The 14,709-nt window shown below is 71.4% G+C and carries 16 protein-coding genes; 9 read left to right on the forward strand and 7 right to left on the reverse strand.

Annotated features, from left to right (window positions below):
- Positions 1–187 precede the first annotated feature (187 nt).
- Positions 188–1,012, forward strand: a complete 825-nt coding sequence (gene rsmA / locus KPL78_RS08070; protein WP_219762381.1) for a 16S rRNA (adenine(1518)-N(6)/adenine(1519)-N(6))-dimethyltransferase RsmA — start codon at positions 188–190, stop codon at positions 1,010–1,012.
- Between the two features lie 400 nt (positions 1,013–1,412).
- Here rsmA and KPL78_RS08075 read toward each other — a convergent pair whose 3' ends face one another.
- Together KPL78_RS08075 and KPL78_RS08080 are read right to left on the reverse strand one after the other, a co-directional pair.
- Positions 1,413–1,997: a glutathione S-transferase family protein gene (locus KPL78_RS08075; RefSeq protein ID WP_219762382.1), complete on the reverse strand. Its 585-nt coding sequence runs from the start codon at positions 1,995–1,997 to the stop codon at positions 1,413–1,415.
- A gap of 115 nt (positions 1,998–2,112) precedes the next feature.
- Positions 2,113–3,027, reverse strand: a complete 915-nt coding sequence (locus tag KPL78_RS08080; protein WP_219762383.1) for an alpha/beta fold hydrolase — start codon at positions 3,025–3,027, stop codon at positions 2,113–2,115.
- Positions 3,028–3,141: 114 nt separating this feature from the next.
- Here KPL78_RS08080 and KPL78_RS08085 point away from each other — a divergent pair, with 114 nt between their 5' ends.
- Positions 3,142–4,086, forward strand: coding sequence for a LysR family transcriptional regulator (locus KPL78_RS08085; protein WP_219762384.1), 945 nt, complete (start codon positions 3,142–3,144; stop codon positions 4,084–4,086).
- On the opposite strand, the gene KPL78_RS08090 is transcribed toward KPL78_RS08085, so the two are convergent.
- The 3 genes from KPL78_RS08090 to KPL78_RS08100 form a co-directional block, all read right to left on the reverse strand.
- Positions 4,046–4,972, reverse strand: a complete 927-nt coding sequence (locus KPL78_RS08090) for an AEC family transporter (RefSeq protein WP_219762385.1) — start codon at positions 4,970–4,972, stop codon at positions 4,046–4,048. The genes KPL78_RS08085 and KPL78_RS08090 overlap by 41 nt on opposite strands.
- A 4-nt stretch (positions 4,973–4,976) precedes the next feature.
- The gene (gmk, locus tag KPL78_RS08095; protein ID WP_219762386.1) at positions 4,977–5,606 is read right to left on the reverse strand and encodes a guanylate kinase; all 630 of its coding nucleotides are present in this window, start codon (positions 5,604–5,606) and stop codon (positions 4,977–4,979) included.
- Between the two features lie 291 nt (positions 5,607–5,897).
- Positions 5,898–6,803, reverse strand: a complete 906-nt coding sequence (locus KPL78_RS08100) for a YicC/YloC family endoribonuclease (RefSeq protein WP_255568717.1) — start codon at positions 6,801–6,803, stop codon at positions 5,898–5,900.
- A 30-nt stretch (positions 6,804–6,833) separates the two neighbouring features.
- On the opposite strand from KPL78_RS08100, the gene KPL78_RS08105 reads away from it, so the two are divergent.
- Entirely contained in the window at positions 6,834–7,622 is a 789-nt protein-coding gene (locus tag KPL78_RS08105) for an SDR family NAD(P)-dependent oxidoreductase (protein ID WP_219762387.1), read from the forward strand.
- Between the two features lies 1 nt (position 7,623).
- Entirely contained in the window at positions 7,624–8,757 is a 1,134-nt protein-coding gene (locus tag KPL78_RS08110) for a M20 family metallopeptidase (protein WP_219762388.1), read from the forward strand.
- Here the strand turns inward: KPL78_RS08110 and KPL78_RS08115 are convergent.
- Positions 8,752–9,567, reverse strand: a complete 816-nt coding sequence (locus tag KPL78_RS08115) for a S49 family peptidase (protein ID WP_219762389.1) — start codon at positions 9,565–9,567, stop codon at positions 8,752–8,754. The genes KPL78_RS08110 and KPL78_RS08115 overlap by 6 nt on opposite strands.
- 298 nt (positions 9,568–9,865) lie before the next feature.
- Here KPL78_RS08115 and KPL78_RS08120 point away from each other — a divergent pair, with 298 nt between their 5' ends.
- From KPL78_RS08120 to KPL78_RS08140, 5 genes are all read left to right on the forward strand, one after another.
- A complete protein-coding gene (locus tag KPL78_RS08120; protein WP_219762390.1) occupies positions 9,866–10,636 on the forward strand; it encodes a hypothetical protein in 771 nt (256 codons plus the stop codon).
- 69 nt (positions 10,637–10,705) lie between these two features.
- Entirely contained in the window at positions 10,706–11,455 is a 750-nt protein-coding gene (locus KPL78_RS08125; protein WP_219762391.1) for a maleate cis-trans isomerase family protein, read from the forward strand.
- A complete protein-coding gene (locus KPL78_RS08130; RefSeq protein WP_255568718.1) occupies positions 11,455–11,964 on the forward strand; it encodes a GNAT family N-acetyltransferase in 510 nt (169 codons plus the stop codon). The genes KPL78_RS08125 and KPL78_RS08130 overlap by 1 nt, the downstream gene beginning before the upstream one ends.
- Entirely contained in the window at positions 11,961–12,389 is a 429-nt protein-coding gene (locus KPL78_RS08135; protein ID WP_219762392.1) for a CoA-binding protein, read from the forward strand. The genes KPL78_RS08130 and KPL78_RS08135 overlap by 4 nt, the downstream gene beginning before the upstream one ends.
- 115 nt (positions 12,390–12,504) lie before the next feature.
- Entirely contained in the window at positions 12,505–13,305 is an 801-nt protein-coding gene (locus KPL78_RS08140; RefSeq protein WP_219762393.1) for a DUF2076 domain-containing protein, read from the forward strand.
- A 314-nt stretch (positions 13,306–13,619) separates the two neighbouring features.
- Here KPL78_RS08140 and KPL78_RS08145 read toward each other — a convergent pair whose 3' ends face one another.
- Positions 13,620–14,708, reverse strand: a complete 1,089-nt coding sequence (locus KPL78_RS08145; protein WP_219762394.1) for a glycosyltransferase family 4 protein — start codon at positions 14,706–14,708, stop codon at positions 13,620–13,622.
- Between the last annotated feature and the right edge of the window lies 1 nt (position 14,709).

Here is a 14,709-nt window from a genome sequence, read left to right on the forward strand (position 1 = left end):
GAGGGGCTTTGCCCCGCTCCGGACCTCACCCCACCAACGGCCGAAAGGCCTTTGGAAACCTCGATCTGGTACCGGGCACGAATGTCGTCAGGCGCCATCGTGGCGCGCCTTGGGCTCGGGAATGGGTTTCGGTCCTGATCCTGACGGGGGTCCACCATCGGGGGCGGGCGACGCAGCGTCGTCAGCCATGAGCGACCTCACCCTGCGCGAGGCCATCGCGCGCCATGGCCTCGATGCGCGCAAGTCGCTCGGCCAGCATTTCCTGCTCGATCCCTCGGTCTGCGGGCGCATCGCGGCGCTGGCGGGGGATCTGACGGATCGGCATGTGATCGAGATCGGACCCGGCCCCGGCGGGCTGACCCGCGCCCTGCTGGCGAGCCCGGCGGCGCAGGTCGTGGCCGTGGAGCTCGATCGCCGGGCGGTCGCGCTTCTCGCGGAACTGGCCGCGGCGCATCCTGGCCGACTGACGATCATCGAGGGCGACGCGCTCAAGATCGATGTCACGACGCTGGCCCCTGCCCCGCGGCGGATCATCGCCAACCTGCCCTACAATGTCGGATCGCCCTTGCTGGTGGGTTGGCTGCGCCAGGCCGCCGCCATCGAGGGCATGACCCTGATGTTCCAGCAGGAGGTCGCCGAGCGCATCACCGCCGCGCCGGACACTCCTGCCTATGGTCGGCTGGCCGTGCTGTCGCAGTGGCGCTGCCGCTGCGACCTGCTGATGCGCCTGCCGCCCGGCGCCTTCAGCCCGCCGCCCAAGGTCTGGTCGGCCGTGGTAGGCTTCACGCCCCGTGCCGAGGACCCAGGCGACGCCCTGTTCCGCGCCATGGAACGCATGACTGCGGCCGCCTTCGGCCAGCGTCGGAAGATGCTGCGCGGGGCGCTGAAATCGCTGGGCGATGCCGAAGGACTGCTTGCTGCGGCGGGGATCGAAGGATCGCGCCGCGCGGAAACGCTGACGGTTGCCGAGTTCGACAGGCTGGCCCGGGAGCTTCTGGCGCGCAGCGTGTAACGGAACGGGACGCGTCCTTCCCGGATCCACCGCGCCAAGGGCCGAAAGGCCTTCTGATGACCCCGATATATCCCGATATATATGGTGTCGCCATTGGAGAGGCTTTGCCCCTCCAAACCACCCCAGCAAGGGCCGAAGGGCCTTTGCAAACCTTCACCTGGCGCCGTGCGCCGCGGGCAGAGTGCGTGCCGAGGTCCGCTCTTGGGCCCGCAAGGCGCTTCGAGGGAAGCAGCACGGCCAACACCAACAGCCTGCGGTCCGGGTGCTCCAGGCCCCCGGCGGGATGGCTTGGAGGGGCAGAGCCCCTCCAACGCCGACAGCAGAAGCATCCGGCCAACCACGAAGGCTTCTCCGCCACTGGCGCAGGGCCCCCGGACGTTGCAAAGCCCTCCCCGCCCCTTCACGCCGGCAGTTCGTAGCCGATCCCCGCCTCGACCTCGCAAGTCCGCTGCACGGCGGGCCGCGCCATCATCCGATCGTGGTGGTCCTGCAATCCCGGGAATTCCCCCGCGGCGAGCGCGGCCGAGCCACGGAACCGCCAGAACAGCCGGAACAGGTGGATGTCGGCGATGCTCATCATCGTACCCTCGGCCCAGGCCCTGCCGTCGAGCCGCGCCTCGGCCAGGGCCCAGATCCGCCGGGCATGGTCGATCCCTTGCCGGCGCGCGGGGTGCACCGTCGAAGCCAGGAAGGACATCCAGGATACGATGCGCGCCTCGGCCTCGTCATCGCCTGCCGGCAGCAACCCCGCCTCGGGAAACCGCCGAGCGAGATAGAACAGGATGCCCGCGACCTCGGTGAGCGGCCGCCCATCCACCAGCAGGGTCGGCACCTTCCCTTCCGGATTGATGGCCAGGTAGGCCGGGTCGCGGTTCTCCTTCCGCGCGAAGGAGAGCGGGCGGATGGCGAATTCCACCCCGATCTCGTGCAGCGCGATATGCGGGGCCATGGAACTGGCCCCCGGAGCGAGGAACAGTGTCAGCATGGGCGGTTCCTGTAGGGCAGATCCCGATCAGGCGGAATCGCCTGACCGGGTGAAGGTGCGCGCGAGAAGAAGGCCCTGGAGACGCGCCGTGAGCCGGGCGACCGCGCACGGCTCGTCAGTGGCGGGTGAGGAAAGCGCGGATCGCCGACACCGTCGCCTCCGGCTGTTCCTCCATCAGCCAGTGGCCGGAGGCCGGGATGATGACCGCCTCGACGTTCGTCGCGGCGCCGCGGGCGACCGCTTCCATCACGGGACCCAGCGAGGCCGCCCCGCCGATCGCCAGCACCGGCATGGTCAGCGGCCCACGGGCCAGGAAGGCGCGGTTGTCCACCACATCCTGGTCGAAGGCGAGGAACTGCGCGAAGCCCGCATGCATCGCCCCGGGCAGCGCGTAGAGCCGGGCGTAATGCGCGCGCGACGCCTCGTCGAAACGCGCCGGATCGGCCGAGAACTCGTTCCAGAAACGGTCGAGGTAGATGCGCTCCCGCCCCGCCACCAGACGCTCCATGTCGGGCCCGCCGAAGCGGAAATGCCAGAGCAGCGGGCTCTTCAGGATCTCGTCCCAGGGGCCAACGCCGGGGATGGGCGCGTCCATCAGGACGAAGCGCGTCACACGCTCGGGGTACTGCGCGGCGAAGGCGTAGCCGACCATGTTGCCGATGTCGTGGGTGACGAGGTCAACGCGTTGGACGCCCAGCGCATCGAGCAGCCGGGCCATGTCCACGCCCTGGGTACGCTTGTCGTAGCCACCCTCGGGCTTGGAGGAGAGGCCCATGCCGCGCAGGTCGGGCGCGATGACCGTATGGTCGGCGGCGAGCGCCGCGGCGAGCGGCGCCCACATGTCGCCGGTCTCGCCATAGCCGTGGATCATCAGCACCGCCGGTCCCTGCCCGCCGATGCGGACATGGAGGGTGGCGCCGTCCACCTGGACCTCCTGCGTGCGGAAGCCGGCGGGATAGGGGGAAACCTCCGCTGCTGCTGGCAGCGCGAAGGCCAGCGCGAATGTCGCGCCGATGAGGGAACGAAGCACTGTCATGTCTCCTGCGGCGCCCATGCCGGACGCCCTGTAGCCAAGACAATGGCGGCTTCGTATCGTTCGGAGCAGACTACAAAACCCGAAACCGATATTCGGAAAAACCGAACGATGCTGAAGCTCGATGCCCTCGCGACCTTTGTGCAGGTGGCCGAGGCCGGGTCGATCAGCGAGGCTGCCCGCCGCCAGCGCCTGGCCAAATCCGTGGTGAGCGAACGGCTGAGCGAGCTCGAACGCGGCCTGGGTGCGGTGCTGCTGCACCGTTCGGCGCGCAAGCTGTCGCTAACCGAGGACGGCGTCGCCTTCCTCGAACGCGCCGCGCGCATCGTGCGGGATGTCGAGGAGGCGGCGGCTGAGCTCGCCGAACGGCGCGGCAGCCTGACGGGGCCGCTGCGGCTGTCAGCGCCCGTCACCTTCGGGCGGATGCATCTGGGGCCGGCGCTGTATCCCTTTCTCGCCGCGCATCCCGGCATCGCGCTGGCGCTGGAACTCGACGACCGGCGCGTGGACATCGCGGCGGAGGGCTACGACGCGGCGATCCGCCACGGGCCAGTCGAGGACAGCCGCCTGGTCGCCCTGCGCCTGGCGACGAGCCGGCGCTGCCTGGTGGCCTCGCCGGACTATCTCGCGCGGTGCGGCACGCCGCGCAGCATCGCCGAGCTGGAGGGCCATGGCGGCATCTTCTACGCCCATCGCGGCGTGGCGGATTGGCGGCTGATCGGGGCCGACGGCCCCGTGCTGGTGCGCGCGCGTGTCGCCCTCAGCGTCAACAACGGGGATATCATGCGCGATGCGGCGGTGGCGGGGCTCGGGATCGCGCTGCTGCCCTCCTTCATCGCCGGGGCCGCGCTGCGGACCGGGGCGCTGATGCCGATCCATCTCGGCGCGGAACCGGAGCCGGAATACGTCGTCCTCGCCCATGCCGAACGCGGCCGCAGCTCGGCGAAGCTGCGTGCCCTGGTGGCGCATCTGCGCCGGGCCTTCGGCGACCCGCCGGTCTGGGACCGGGATGGGATCAGCCCAGACGCAGCCAGCCCAACACCGCGGCCAGGGTGAAGACGGAGATCACCGTGGACACCAGCACCGTCGCCCCCGACCGGTCCGCGCCAGTGGCGTAGCGTCGCGCCAGCAGAAAGGCATTGGCCCCGGTCGGCAGGGCCGCCGTCATCACCGCCACGCCGGTTTCCAGCGGCGACAGCGCCATCAGCAGGCAGCCGCCCCAGACCAGGATCGGCAGGGCCGCGAGCTTCAGCACCGTCGCCCAGGCGACCTCCCCGAAGGACTGCCCGGCGTTGAAGGCGGCGAGTGACCCGCCCAGGCAGAACAACGCCACCGGCGGCGTCGCGGCCCCCAGCATTTCCATGGTGCGGCGCGCGACGCCGGGAACAGGCAGGCCGAGCAGACTCCAGCCCAGCGCGACGAAGACCGTCGCCACCACGGGATTGCGCAGGATGCCGCTGAAGGTCGCGACCACGATGCGCCGCCAGGGCGCGTGGCGGTGCAGCCCGAATTCCGCGACGACGGTGGCGAGCGTCAGCAGCACCATGGAATGCAGCGCGATGATGGTGATCAGGATGGGCAGCCCCGCCTGGCCGAAGGCCGCCGCGATCAGCGGAATGCCCATCATCACGGTGTTGCCGAAGGTGCAGTTCAGCGCGAACAGCCCGGCCTCGCCAAGCGGCATGCGCATCCGCCTGGCCCCGAGCCACAGCGCCACCGCATAGACGATCAGCGCCGCGCCGAAGAAGGCGACCGCCGCCGGCCCGCCGCCCGCATGCCCCGAGGTGCCGCCCACAAACAGCAGCGCCGGCGCGGCGAGGTTGAAGGTGAAGTCGTTGAGCCCGCGAAACCCTGCCTGGTCGATGAAGCCCCGCACCGCCGCGAGATAGCCGAGCCCCACGATGATGAAGACGGGCGCGACGATCTCGAGGATGACGGACAAGGGGTCAGCCGGCGAGGAGCTGCGCGATGAAGCCGGCCATGCCGGGCTGGCGGCGGCGCTCGCTGCGCGCGGCGTGCAGGATGGACCTCACCTGCGCCACCGTCGCCGCGAAGTCTCGATTGACCACGATGTGGTCGAACTCGTCCCAATGGGTGATCTCTTCCCGCGCCGCGGCCATGCGGCGGGCGATCTCGATCTCGCTGTCCTGGCCGCGGCCGCGCAGCCGCGCTTCCAGATCCGGCAGCGAAGGCGGCAGCAGGAAGATGCCGACGACATCCTCCGGCAGCATCGCCTTCATCTGGCGATGGCCCTGCCATTCGATGTCGAACAGCACGTCACGGCCGGATGCGAGCGCCGCCTCGACCGGCCCGCGCGGCGTGCCATAGGCGCGGCCGAGGAAGCGGGCGTGTTCCAGGAACTCGCCGCGCTCGGCCATGGCATCGAATTCGGCGTCGGTCTTGAAGAAGTAGTGGACGCCTTCCCGTTCGGCCGGGCGCGGAGCGCGGGTGGTGGCGCTGATGGACAGGGACAGCTCCGGCTCGGTTTCCAGCAGCGCGCGGGATACGGAGGTCTTGCCCGCCCCGGGGGCCGCGGCCAGCACCAGGCAGAGGCCCCGACGGGCGATCGGCTCCATCGCCGTCACTGGGCAGCACCAGCACGGGGGCGCATGGCGTTGTGCGGTGCAGCACTTGCCTTGTGCACCGCAACAACCCATGTTCCTGAGCAGCTTAGGGAGGAACCCTGCACAGGAGTGTTCCCAATGCCGATCACGATCTTCCTCATCGCTGTCGTCACCCTTGTCGCCGCGCAGCTCACGGCCGGCATCCTCGTCGACGCCGACCGGACCCTGCCGCACCGCCTGCCGGAAGCCTGATCCGGCCGGCGCTGCCGGTCCCGCATCGCGCGGGACCGGGCGGCCGGTGCGTCATTCGACATTCGCCGACTGTTCCTTCAGCCGCTCGATCGCCGCCTTGAGTTCGAGGCCGATGCGCGTCAGCGGGATGGAGGAGGACTTGCTGCACAGCGTATTGGCCTCGCGCACGAACTCCTGCGTGAGGAAGTCGAGCTTGCGGCCGATCGCCTCGCCCGATGTCAGCAGGCGGCGCGCCTCCGCGATATGAGCGGACAGGCGGTCCAGTTCCTCGCGCACATCCGACTTGGTCGCGAGCATCGCGACTTCCTGCGCGAGCCGTTCCTCGGAAACGCGGCGCTCGCCTTCCAGCAGCGCGGCGAGGCTTTCGCGCAGCCGGGCCAGATGCAGCGCGGGCTGGTCGGCGGCCTCGGTCTGCGCCAGGTCGCGCAGCGCGGCGACCTCATCCAGCAGCACGCCCAGGATCTCGGCCAGCTTCGCCCCCTCGGCCCGGCGGGAGGCATCCAGGCCCTCCAGCGCCCTGGCGTAGCAGGCGGCGATGGCGGCGCGCTTCGCTTCCTCCTCGCCCTCATCGGGTTCGGCCGATTCGGCGCGCAGCACGCCGGGCAGGGTCAGCAGCGCCTCGGCGCGCGGCGCCGGTCCGCCGGGGATGCGCGCGGCGAGATCGAGGGCGATCTTCAGCGCCTGGTCCAGCGCGGCCGGGTCGGGCGTTAGGCGCGGGGCAGACCGTTCCTCCCGCTTGATCGCCAGCGTGGCGGAGACATTGCCGCGCTTCAGCACCTTGCCCGTCGCTTCCTTCAGCGGGCCTTCCAGCGCGTCGAAGCCGTTGGGCAGGCGCAGGCGCACATCGAGCCCCCGGCCATTGACGCTGCGCAGTTCCCACAGGAAGGAGGTGCCATCCGGCAGTGTGCCGCCTTCGCGGGCGAAGCCGGTCATCGAGGAAAGAGGGTGTGCGGCCATGGCGCCGCTTCTCCCTCCGGAGGACGCAGGATGCAAGCGGGCTGGGCGCATGTGCTGATCACCGGGGCGTCCTCGGGGCTGGGGCGAGCGCTGGCGGAGGCCTGCGCGCGGCCCGGCGCCGTGCTGCACCTGTCGGGCCGCGATGCCGCCCGGCTGGACGATGCAGCCGCCGCCTGCCGCGCCCGCGGGGCCGAGGTGCGGCCCGTGGTGGCCGATGTGCGTGACGCCGCCGCCATGGCGGCCTGGATCGCAGGGGCCGGGCGGCTCGACCTCGTCATCGCCAATGCGGGCGTGTCGGCCGGCACGGGCGGTGCCACGGAGCCCGCCGAACAGACCCGCCGCATCTTCGAGACCAACATCACCGGCGTGCTGAACACCGCCCTGCCCGCCATCGAGTCCATGGCGGCCCAGGCGCCGGGGCCGGACGGGCTGCGCGGGCGTGTGGCGGTGATCGCATCCCTCGCCGCCTTCGTCGCCGCGCCCGGCGCGCCGGCCTATTGCGCCAGCAAGGCCACGGTGCAGCGCTGGGCCGAGGCGCTGGATGCCAGCGAGCGCCAGCGCGGTATCCGCCTGCACGCCATCTGCCCCGGCTATGTCCGCACGCCGATGACGGCGCGCAACGCCTTCTCCATGCCCTTCCTGATGGACGCGGAGGAAGCGGCGCGGCGCACGTTGGACGGCATCGCCCGCGGGCGCACGCGGGTCGCCTATCCGTGGCCGACCTATGCCGGGGCGCGTCTCCTCGGCATGCTGCCGATCGCGGCGCGCGCCTGGTTCTTCAGCCGCCTGCCCGCCAAGGCAGCGGACGGAACCATCTGAGATGCGCGAACTGACCACGGATGGCCTGCTGGACGCCGTCCGCGCCTGGGTCGAGATCGAAAGCCCCACCAATGACGCGGCAGGCGTGAACCGTGTCGCCGACCATGCCGAGGCGCTGCTGCGCGGCATCGGCGCGACGATCGACCGCACACCCGGCCGCGACGGTTATGGGGACATTCTGATCGGCCGCGTGCCGGGCGAGGTGAACGGCCCCGGCCTGCTGTTGCTCGGCCACATGGACACCGTGCATCAGCGCGGGACCTTCGGGTATCGCGTCGCGGGCGACCGCGCCTATGGCCCCGGCATCTACGACATGAAGGGCGGCAATGCGATGGCGGTCGCCGCCCTGCAGCACCTGCATGCGACCGGGAAGCGTCCTCGCCTGCCCGTCAGCGTCATGATGATCCCGGATGAGGAAGTCGGCAGCCCGTCCTCCCGCGCCGCCATCGAGGCGGAGGCGCTGAAGCACCGCGCCGTGCTGGTGGTCGAACCGTCCGGCGAGGGCGGCAAGTTCACCGTCGCGCGGCACGGCATCGCGCGCTGGCACCTGCGCACCGAGGGCCGCCCCGCGCATGCCGGCGCCTACCACGCCGAGGGCCGGTCCGCGGTGCGCGAGATGGCGCATCACATCCTGGCGCTGGAAGCCCTGACCGACCATCCGCGGAACTTCTTCGTCAACATCGGCATCGTGCAGGGGGGCACGCATGAGAACATGGTCCCCGCCGAGTGCCGCGCCATCTGCTACGCGCTGGTGCCGACCGCGACGGAGCAGGCCGAACTGCGCGACGCCGTGCACGCGCTGGAACGCCACGACCCGGATGTGACGACGACGGTGACGGAAGGCCTCGGCCGCCCGCCCTTCGGCAAGACGCCGGCGATCCAGGCGCTCTACGACCACGCGGCGATGCTGGCCGCCGAGACCGGGCTGCCATCCGCCGGCGAACGCGTCGCGGGTGGCGGGTCCGATGGCAATTTCACCGGCGCGCTCGGCGTGCCGACGCTGGACGGCCTCGGCGTCATCGGCGGCGGGCCGCATACGCGCGAGGAATACGTCGAACTCCGCTGCCTCGTCCCGCGCACCCGCCTGCTGGCGCGACTGTTCGAGACGCTGGGGCCGGGCGTCGCCAGCCTATAGGCCGAGCCGCGCCCAGGCCGCGCGGTCTTCGATCGCGGCGGCGACAGCATCGACACCCTCCCGTGCGCCGGGAATCAGGCGCCAGGGGAAGGGCCGCCGGCGCGGGCCGATACGGATGATGCGGGTCTTCTCCCCGAAGCGGCGCTTCGCCTCGGCTTCCGCATCGCCGAGGCCATCCGCCAGCCCGAGCGCCACGGCCTCCCGCCCCGTCCAGAAGCGGCCGGTGAACAGCGTGTCCTCCGGCGCGGTCAGCGCCGCGCCGCGCCGGGCCCGGACCCAGGCCTTGAATTCGTCATGCAGCTTGCCGAGCAGGTCTTCCAGCCGCGCCACATCCGCATCCCGTTCCGGCCCGAACGGATCGAGGAAGGACTTCTCCGTCCCCGCCGTGTGCAGCCGCCGTTCCACGCCAACGCGCGCCATCGCCTGCTGCAGCCCGAATCCGGAACTGATCACCCCGATCGACCCCAGGATCGAGGCCGGATCAGCGATGATCTCATCCGCCGCGCAGGCGATCCAGTAACCGCCGGACGCCGCCGCATCCTCGACCACCGCGATGGTCGGGACCTTCTTCTCCTCGGCCAGGCGCCGGATGCGCTGCGCGATCAGCGAGGACTGCACCGGCGACCCACCCGGCGAATTGATCACCAGCATCACCGCCGCCAGCCGCTTGATGGCGAAGGCGCGGTCGAGCAGCGGACCGATACCCGCCACGGACAGCCCACCGGAGAGCGGGTCGGGCCGCGCGGCGATGACGCCGGCGAGGCGAAGCAGCGCCACGCGCGGCGCCCGATCGAAGAAGGGGAGATTCATGCGGTGCATAGATGCGCCCGCCGGCCGCCGCATCAAGCAGGGTCGCAGTGGTCGGCCATTGCGGAACCGGAGCGGCGCCGAGGACCGGGGAGAGGATGCGCGAAGGTCGGTTCGGGGAAGAGCTCTGCCCTCCCCGAACCCCCGCCCGCGAAAGGCCACAAGGCCTTTGGGAGCCATCCCCCGGCGCCGGATGTAAACGATCGGCGTCATGATGAAGGGTGCGCGGGATGCAGGGCGCCGCAGGGGGACGGCGGTCGGCTCCCTTGCCCCTGGCGCCCGATCGCGCTGCACTGCGCCCATGAGTCTCGCCGAGATCCGCGAGGTGGAAGCCTCCGCCGAGGTCGCCGCCACCTATGCCGCCCTGCGCGCCGCGAGCGGCGTGCCGCAGGTGAACCTCATCTGGCGCCACGCGGCCGCGCTGCCGGGGGTGCTCGACTGGCTCTGGCTCCAGGCGCGGCCAGCGCTCGACTCCGGCGCGGCGGCCGGCGCGCGGGACCGCATCGCGGATGCCGTGGCGCTCCCCGCCATCGCCCGATCGGCCGCACCCCCTGAAGCGGTGGCGCTTGTCGAGACGTACAATCGCGGCAACATCACCAACCTCGCCCTGCTGACGGCGGTGCGGCTGCGCACGGAAGGCATGGGGCCGGGCGCACCCGCGGCACCGGCACCGATCGGTGCACCACTGCCCGAGCCACCTCCCCTGCCCTGCATCGGCACGCTGTCGCCGGCGGCGACGGCCACCGTGCAGGACCTCGCGGCGCGCCATGCCCTGTCGGACGCCACAGTGATCCCGAGCCTCTACCTGCATCTGACCCTGTGGCCGGATCTGCTCGCGGCGTTGCCGGCGCTGCTGCCGGATGCCGGGACGCTGCGCGCGGGCCGGGACGCGGCGGTCGCGGCGGCGAAGGCCGAGGCCCCCGGCCTCATCGCCGTGCTCGGCCCCGCGCCGGCGGCCCCGCCCGGTCTGGGTGAATTCCTGGCAACGCTGCGCCTCTTCACGCGCGAGGTGATTCCCGGAATGATCCCGGTCGGACTGGGCCTGCGCCGGGCCTTCGCCGGCACGATCTGACGCGGCCCCGACTGGCGCGCCACGACGCCTGTGGCAGGCTGCGCGACGGATATCCTGCGGGAGACGGCAATGGGTCGCGACATCCTGGGCTGGCGCACGCTGTTCGGCGTGATGGGGCCGTCCACCAACACCGTCGTGCAGCCGGATTTCGACGTGATGCGGCCGGCCGGCGTGACGAACCACTATTCGCGCATCTACACGCCCGACGCGGACGCCATCTCGAATGACAGCTTCCGCGCCGGCATCGCGGTGATCGGCGGCAATGTGCTCGACGCGGTGCGGTCGGTGATGACCTGCCACCCCGACCATCTGGTGATGGGCATGTCGGCCGTGACCTTCTTCGATGGTGCGAAGGGCGCCGACCGCTTCATCGCGCAGGTGCAGGAGGTCTCGGGCATCGGCGTCACCGTCGGCAGCCATGCCTGCACGGCGGCGCTGAACGCTTATGGCGCCGTGAAGCGGCTCGCGGTGCTGTCGCCGTACTGGCCGGTCATGAACAGCGAGGTCGCACGCTATTTCGGCGACATGGGCTTCACGGTGGTGCGCGACATCGCGCTGCAATGCCGGTCCTGGACCGGCATTGCGCAGGTCACGCCGCAGCAATGCGTCGCGGCGCTGAAGCAGCTCGATGGTGACGATGTCGATGCCATCGTGCAGGTCGGCACCAACCTCTCGATGGTGAAGCTCGCCGCGATGGCCGAACTCTGGCTCGGCAAGCCCGTCATCGCCATCAACGCCGCCACCTACTGGCACGCGCTGCGCGCCAACGGGATCATGGACAAGGTCGCAGGCTGCGGCCGGCTACTCGAGGAATTCTGATGACCATCCGCCCCGCCACCGAGGATGACCTGCCGGCCATCACCGCCATCTACAACGAGGTGATCGCAACCTCGACGGCGCTCTATGTCGAAGACCCCTACAGCATCGAGGACCGTGGCGCCTGGTTCGCCGCGCGCCGCGCCGCGGGCTATCCGGTGCTGGTCGCGTATGACGGCACGGGCGTCCTCGGCCTCGCGACCTTCGGCGATTTCCGCGCCTATCCCGGGTATCGCCACACGGTCGAACACTCCGTCCACATCCGCGTCGACATGCGCGGCAAGGGCCTCGGCACGGCGCTGGTCAGCGCGCTGTTCGATCCCGCGCGCGCGCTCGGCAAACACATCATGATCGCGGGCGTCGACGCGGCGAATGAAGGCTCGATCCGCATGCATGAACGGCTCGGCTTCGAACGCGGCGCCGTGCTGCGCGAGGTTGGTCGCAAGTTCGGACGCTGGCTCGATCTCATGTTCATGCAGAAGTACCTCGACGCGCCGGGAGCCCCGCGATGACCGATGACGAGATTCGCGACCTGCTGCTGCGCACGCGGCGCATCGCCGTGGTCGGTGCCTCCGACCGCCCCGGCCGGCCAAGTTTCGGCGTCTTCGGCTTCCTGCGCGACCGCGGCTACGACGCCGTGCCGGTGAACCCGACGCTCGCCGGGCGGCCGGTGCAGGGCGTGGCGTCGGTCGCGGCGCTGAAGGATGCCGCGCCGCTCGACATGGTCGATATCTTCCGCCGCTCGGAAGACGCCGGCGCCGTGGTGGACGAGGCGATCGCGCTCGGGGCGAAGACGGTCTGGATGCAGCTTGGCGTGGTCGACGAGGCCGCGGCCGGGCGTGCCCGCGCGGCGGGCCTGGCCGTCGTCATGGACCGCTGCCCGGCCATCGAGTGGCGGCGGCTCGGGCTTCCTGACCGGATTGCTACCTCTCGGTAACAGGCTTCGGTTTCGACTTGAAAAGGGCGTGGCGCCGGGCCACGTCGCCGCGCGGGCGGGAGAGCACGCCCCATGTCAGGGCAGCCCCCGCCGCATGCCGGGAGAGGGATAGACGATGACGGACGAGGAACGGCGGATCATTTCCGCCTTCGTGGAACGGATCAGCGGAGCGGCCCCCGTGCCGCAGGCGCCGAGCGGCCCCTGGGGCGCCGCACCGGCCCCGCAGGTGCCGACCCTGCCGCCGGTGGACCCCGAGGCGGACCGGCTGATCGCCGACCTCTTCGCGCGCTACCCGGAGGCGCGCTACCGCATCACCCAGACCGCCTTCGTGCAGGAAGCGGCGCTGGTCGAGGCGAACAACCGCATCCAGCGGCTGGAATGGGAAGTCGAGAACGCCCGCCGCCAGGGCCAGGCGGCCGCAGCGCAGGCCGGTGGCGGCGGCATGCTCGGTGGGCTGTTCGGCGGCCGGTCGAACGCGCCGATGCCGCCCCCGATGCCGCCCCCGCCCCAGCCGCAATACCCGGCGGGCTACAATCCGCAGGCGCTCGCCCCACAGGGGCGCGGCGGCGGGATGGGCTTCCTCGGCACGGCGGCCTCGGCCGCGGCGGGCGTCGCCGGCGGCATGCTGCTGGGCAACATGCTGATGAACGCCTTCGGTGGGCATGGCGGCGCGGCCCAGGCGGCGACCAGCCCCTTCGCCACAGGCGGGGCCGATGCGTCGCCGGTGGCTTCTCCCTGGACCGATCCCGGCGCCGCCGCGGGCGGTTGGGGCGGCGAGAAGGCGCCGGTCGATCCCGGCTGGGGCCAACAGGCAGACGCAACCCCCGTGGACAATGGCTGGGACGCGACGCCGGATCAGGACGCCAGTGGCAGCCAGGATGACGGCGGCGACTGGGGCAACGACGAGGAAGTCTGAGCCTGCCGGCACGGCAGTGGAGGCTTCTCGGGCCATCGTCGCGACGATGATGGCAGGCGTGGAGCTCGAGAGGGGCATTGCCCCTCTCCAGACCTCACCCCATCAAAAGCCGCAGAGCCTTTGGAAGCCGAAACCTGGCGCCGCGCGCACCTGACGGAATCTCGCCGAGACCGGCTCCTGCGCACGAAGCACGTCTGGAGAGGGAGCAAGGCCGTCGCGCCCCGCTCCAGAAGATTGCGTTCCAAGTGCTCCAAGCACTTGGCGGGGTGGTTTGGAGGGGCGGCGCCCCTCCACGTCCACAGCGGAAGCAGAGCTTACCGCGCCAGCATCGTGACCAGCCTCGCCGCCATCCCATCCCAGTCGTTCAGCCGCCGCCCCGTCTCCCGCGCCCCTTCCGCCAGCACCGCGCGGCGTGCGGGGTCGCAGAGCGTGGCCATCGCCTCGGCCAGCGCTTCGGCCGTCATGGCGCGGGCCAGCAGACCGTCCACCCCATCGCGCACCTGCTCGGAAAGCCCCCCCACGGGCGTCGCCACCACCGGCACGCCGAGCCCGTGCGCAACCGGGGCGACGCCGCTCTGGCTCGCCTCGCGATAGGGCAGCACCACGGCGTCGGCGTCCCGGATAAAGGTCGCGATCTCGGTCTCGGAGAGCCAGCGCGCCTGGACCTCGACCCCAGGCAGTTGAGCCAGGCCGGGTGCCAAGGCGTCGGCGTCGCCCTCGCCGGCCACCAGCAGGCGGGCGCCGGGAAAGCGGGGCTGGAACAGCGCCCAGGCGTCACGCAGCAGGTCGAGGCCCTTATAGGCGCGCAACCGGCCGAGATTGACGAAACGGACCCCCTGCCCTGCCATGCGCGGTACGGCCGGCGCGGCATCGGACAGCAAAGCGCCGAGCGGCAGGCGATGCACGACCAGATGCGGCCGCCGCCGACGAATCCCCGCGGCGACCGCATCGGAAAAGGCGATGGCCGATTCCGCGGCATCGAGTTCCCGCGTCAGCCGCCACTCCCACAGGAACCCGGGATCGCCCGGATGCGGTTCGGCGTCATGGACCATGGGCACGTAGCGCAACCCGGCACGCTTCAGCCCCGGCGCGATCAGCGGGGTCCACAGATGCGTCATCACCGAGACCACCGCGTCGGCGCGGAAATCGAGTGCCTGGCGCCGCAGCCGAGCGGCAAGGCCGGGGACGCGCAGGAACCCCGCCGCGAAGCCGGCCGCCGAGGCATAGGTCGGCACCGCATCCACCGGCAGGTCCAGCGCGCGGATCGGCTCCAGCAGCTCCGCCTGGGCGGAGAGCGACAGCGCGACCGCGACATCCTCCCGCCGCGCCAGCGCCTGGGCCAGCGCCTGGGTCAGCTGGCCGCCCGCGCCGCGCCGCCCCCAGTACCAGAGCAGAAGGCGCATG

The sequence above is a fragment of the Roseomonas alba genome (assembly GCF_019430885.1).
GTDB lineage: Bacteria > Pseudomonadota > Alphaproteobacteria > Acetobacterales > Acetobacteraceae > Neoroseomonas > Neoroseomonas alba.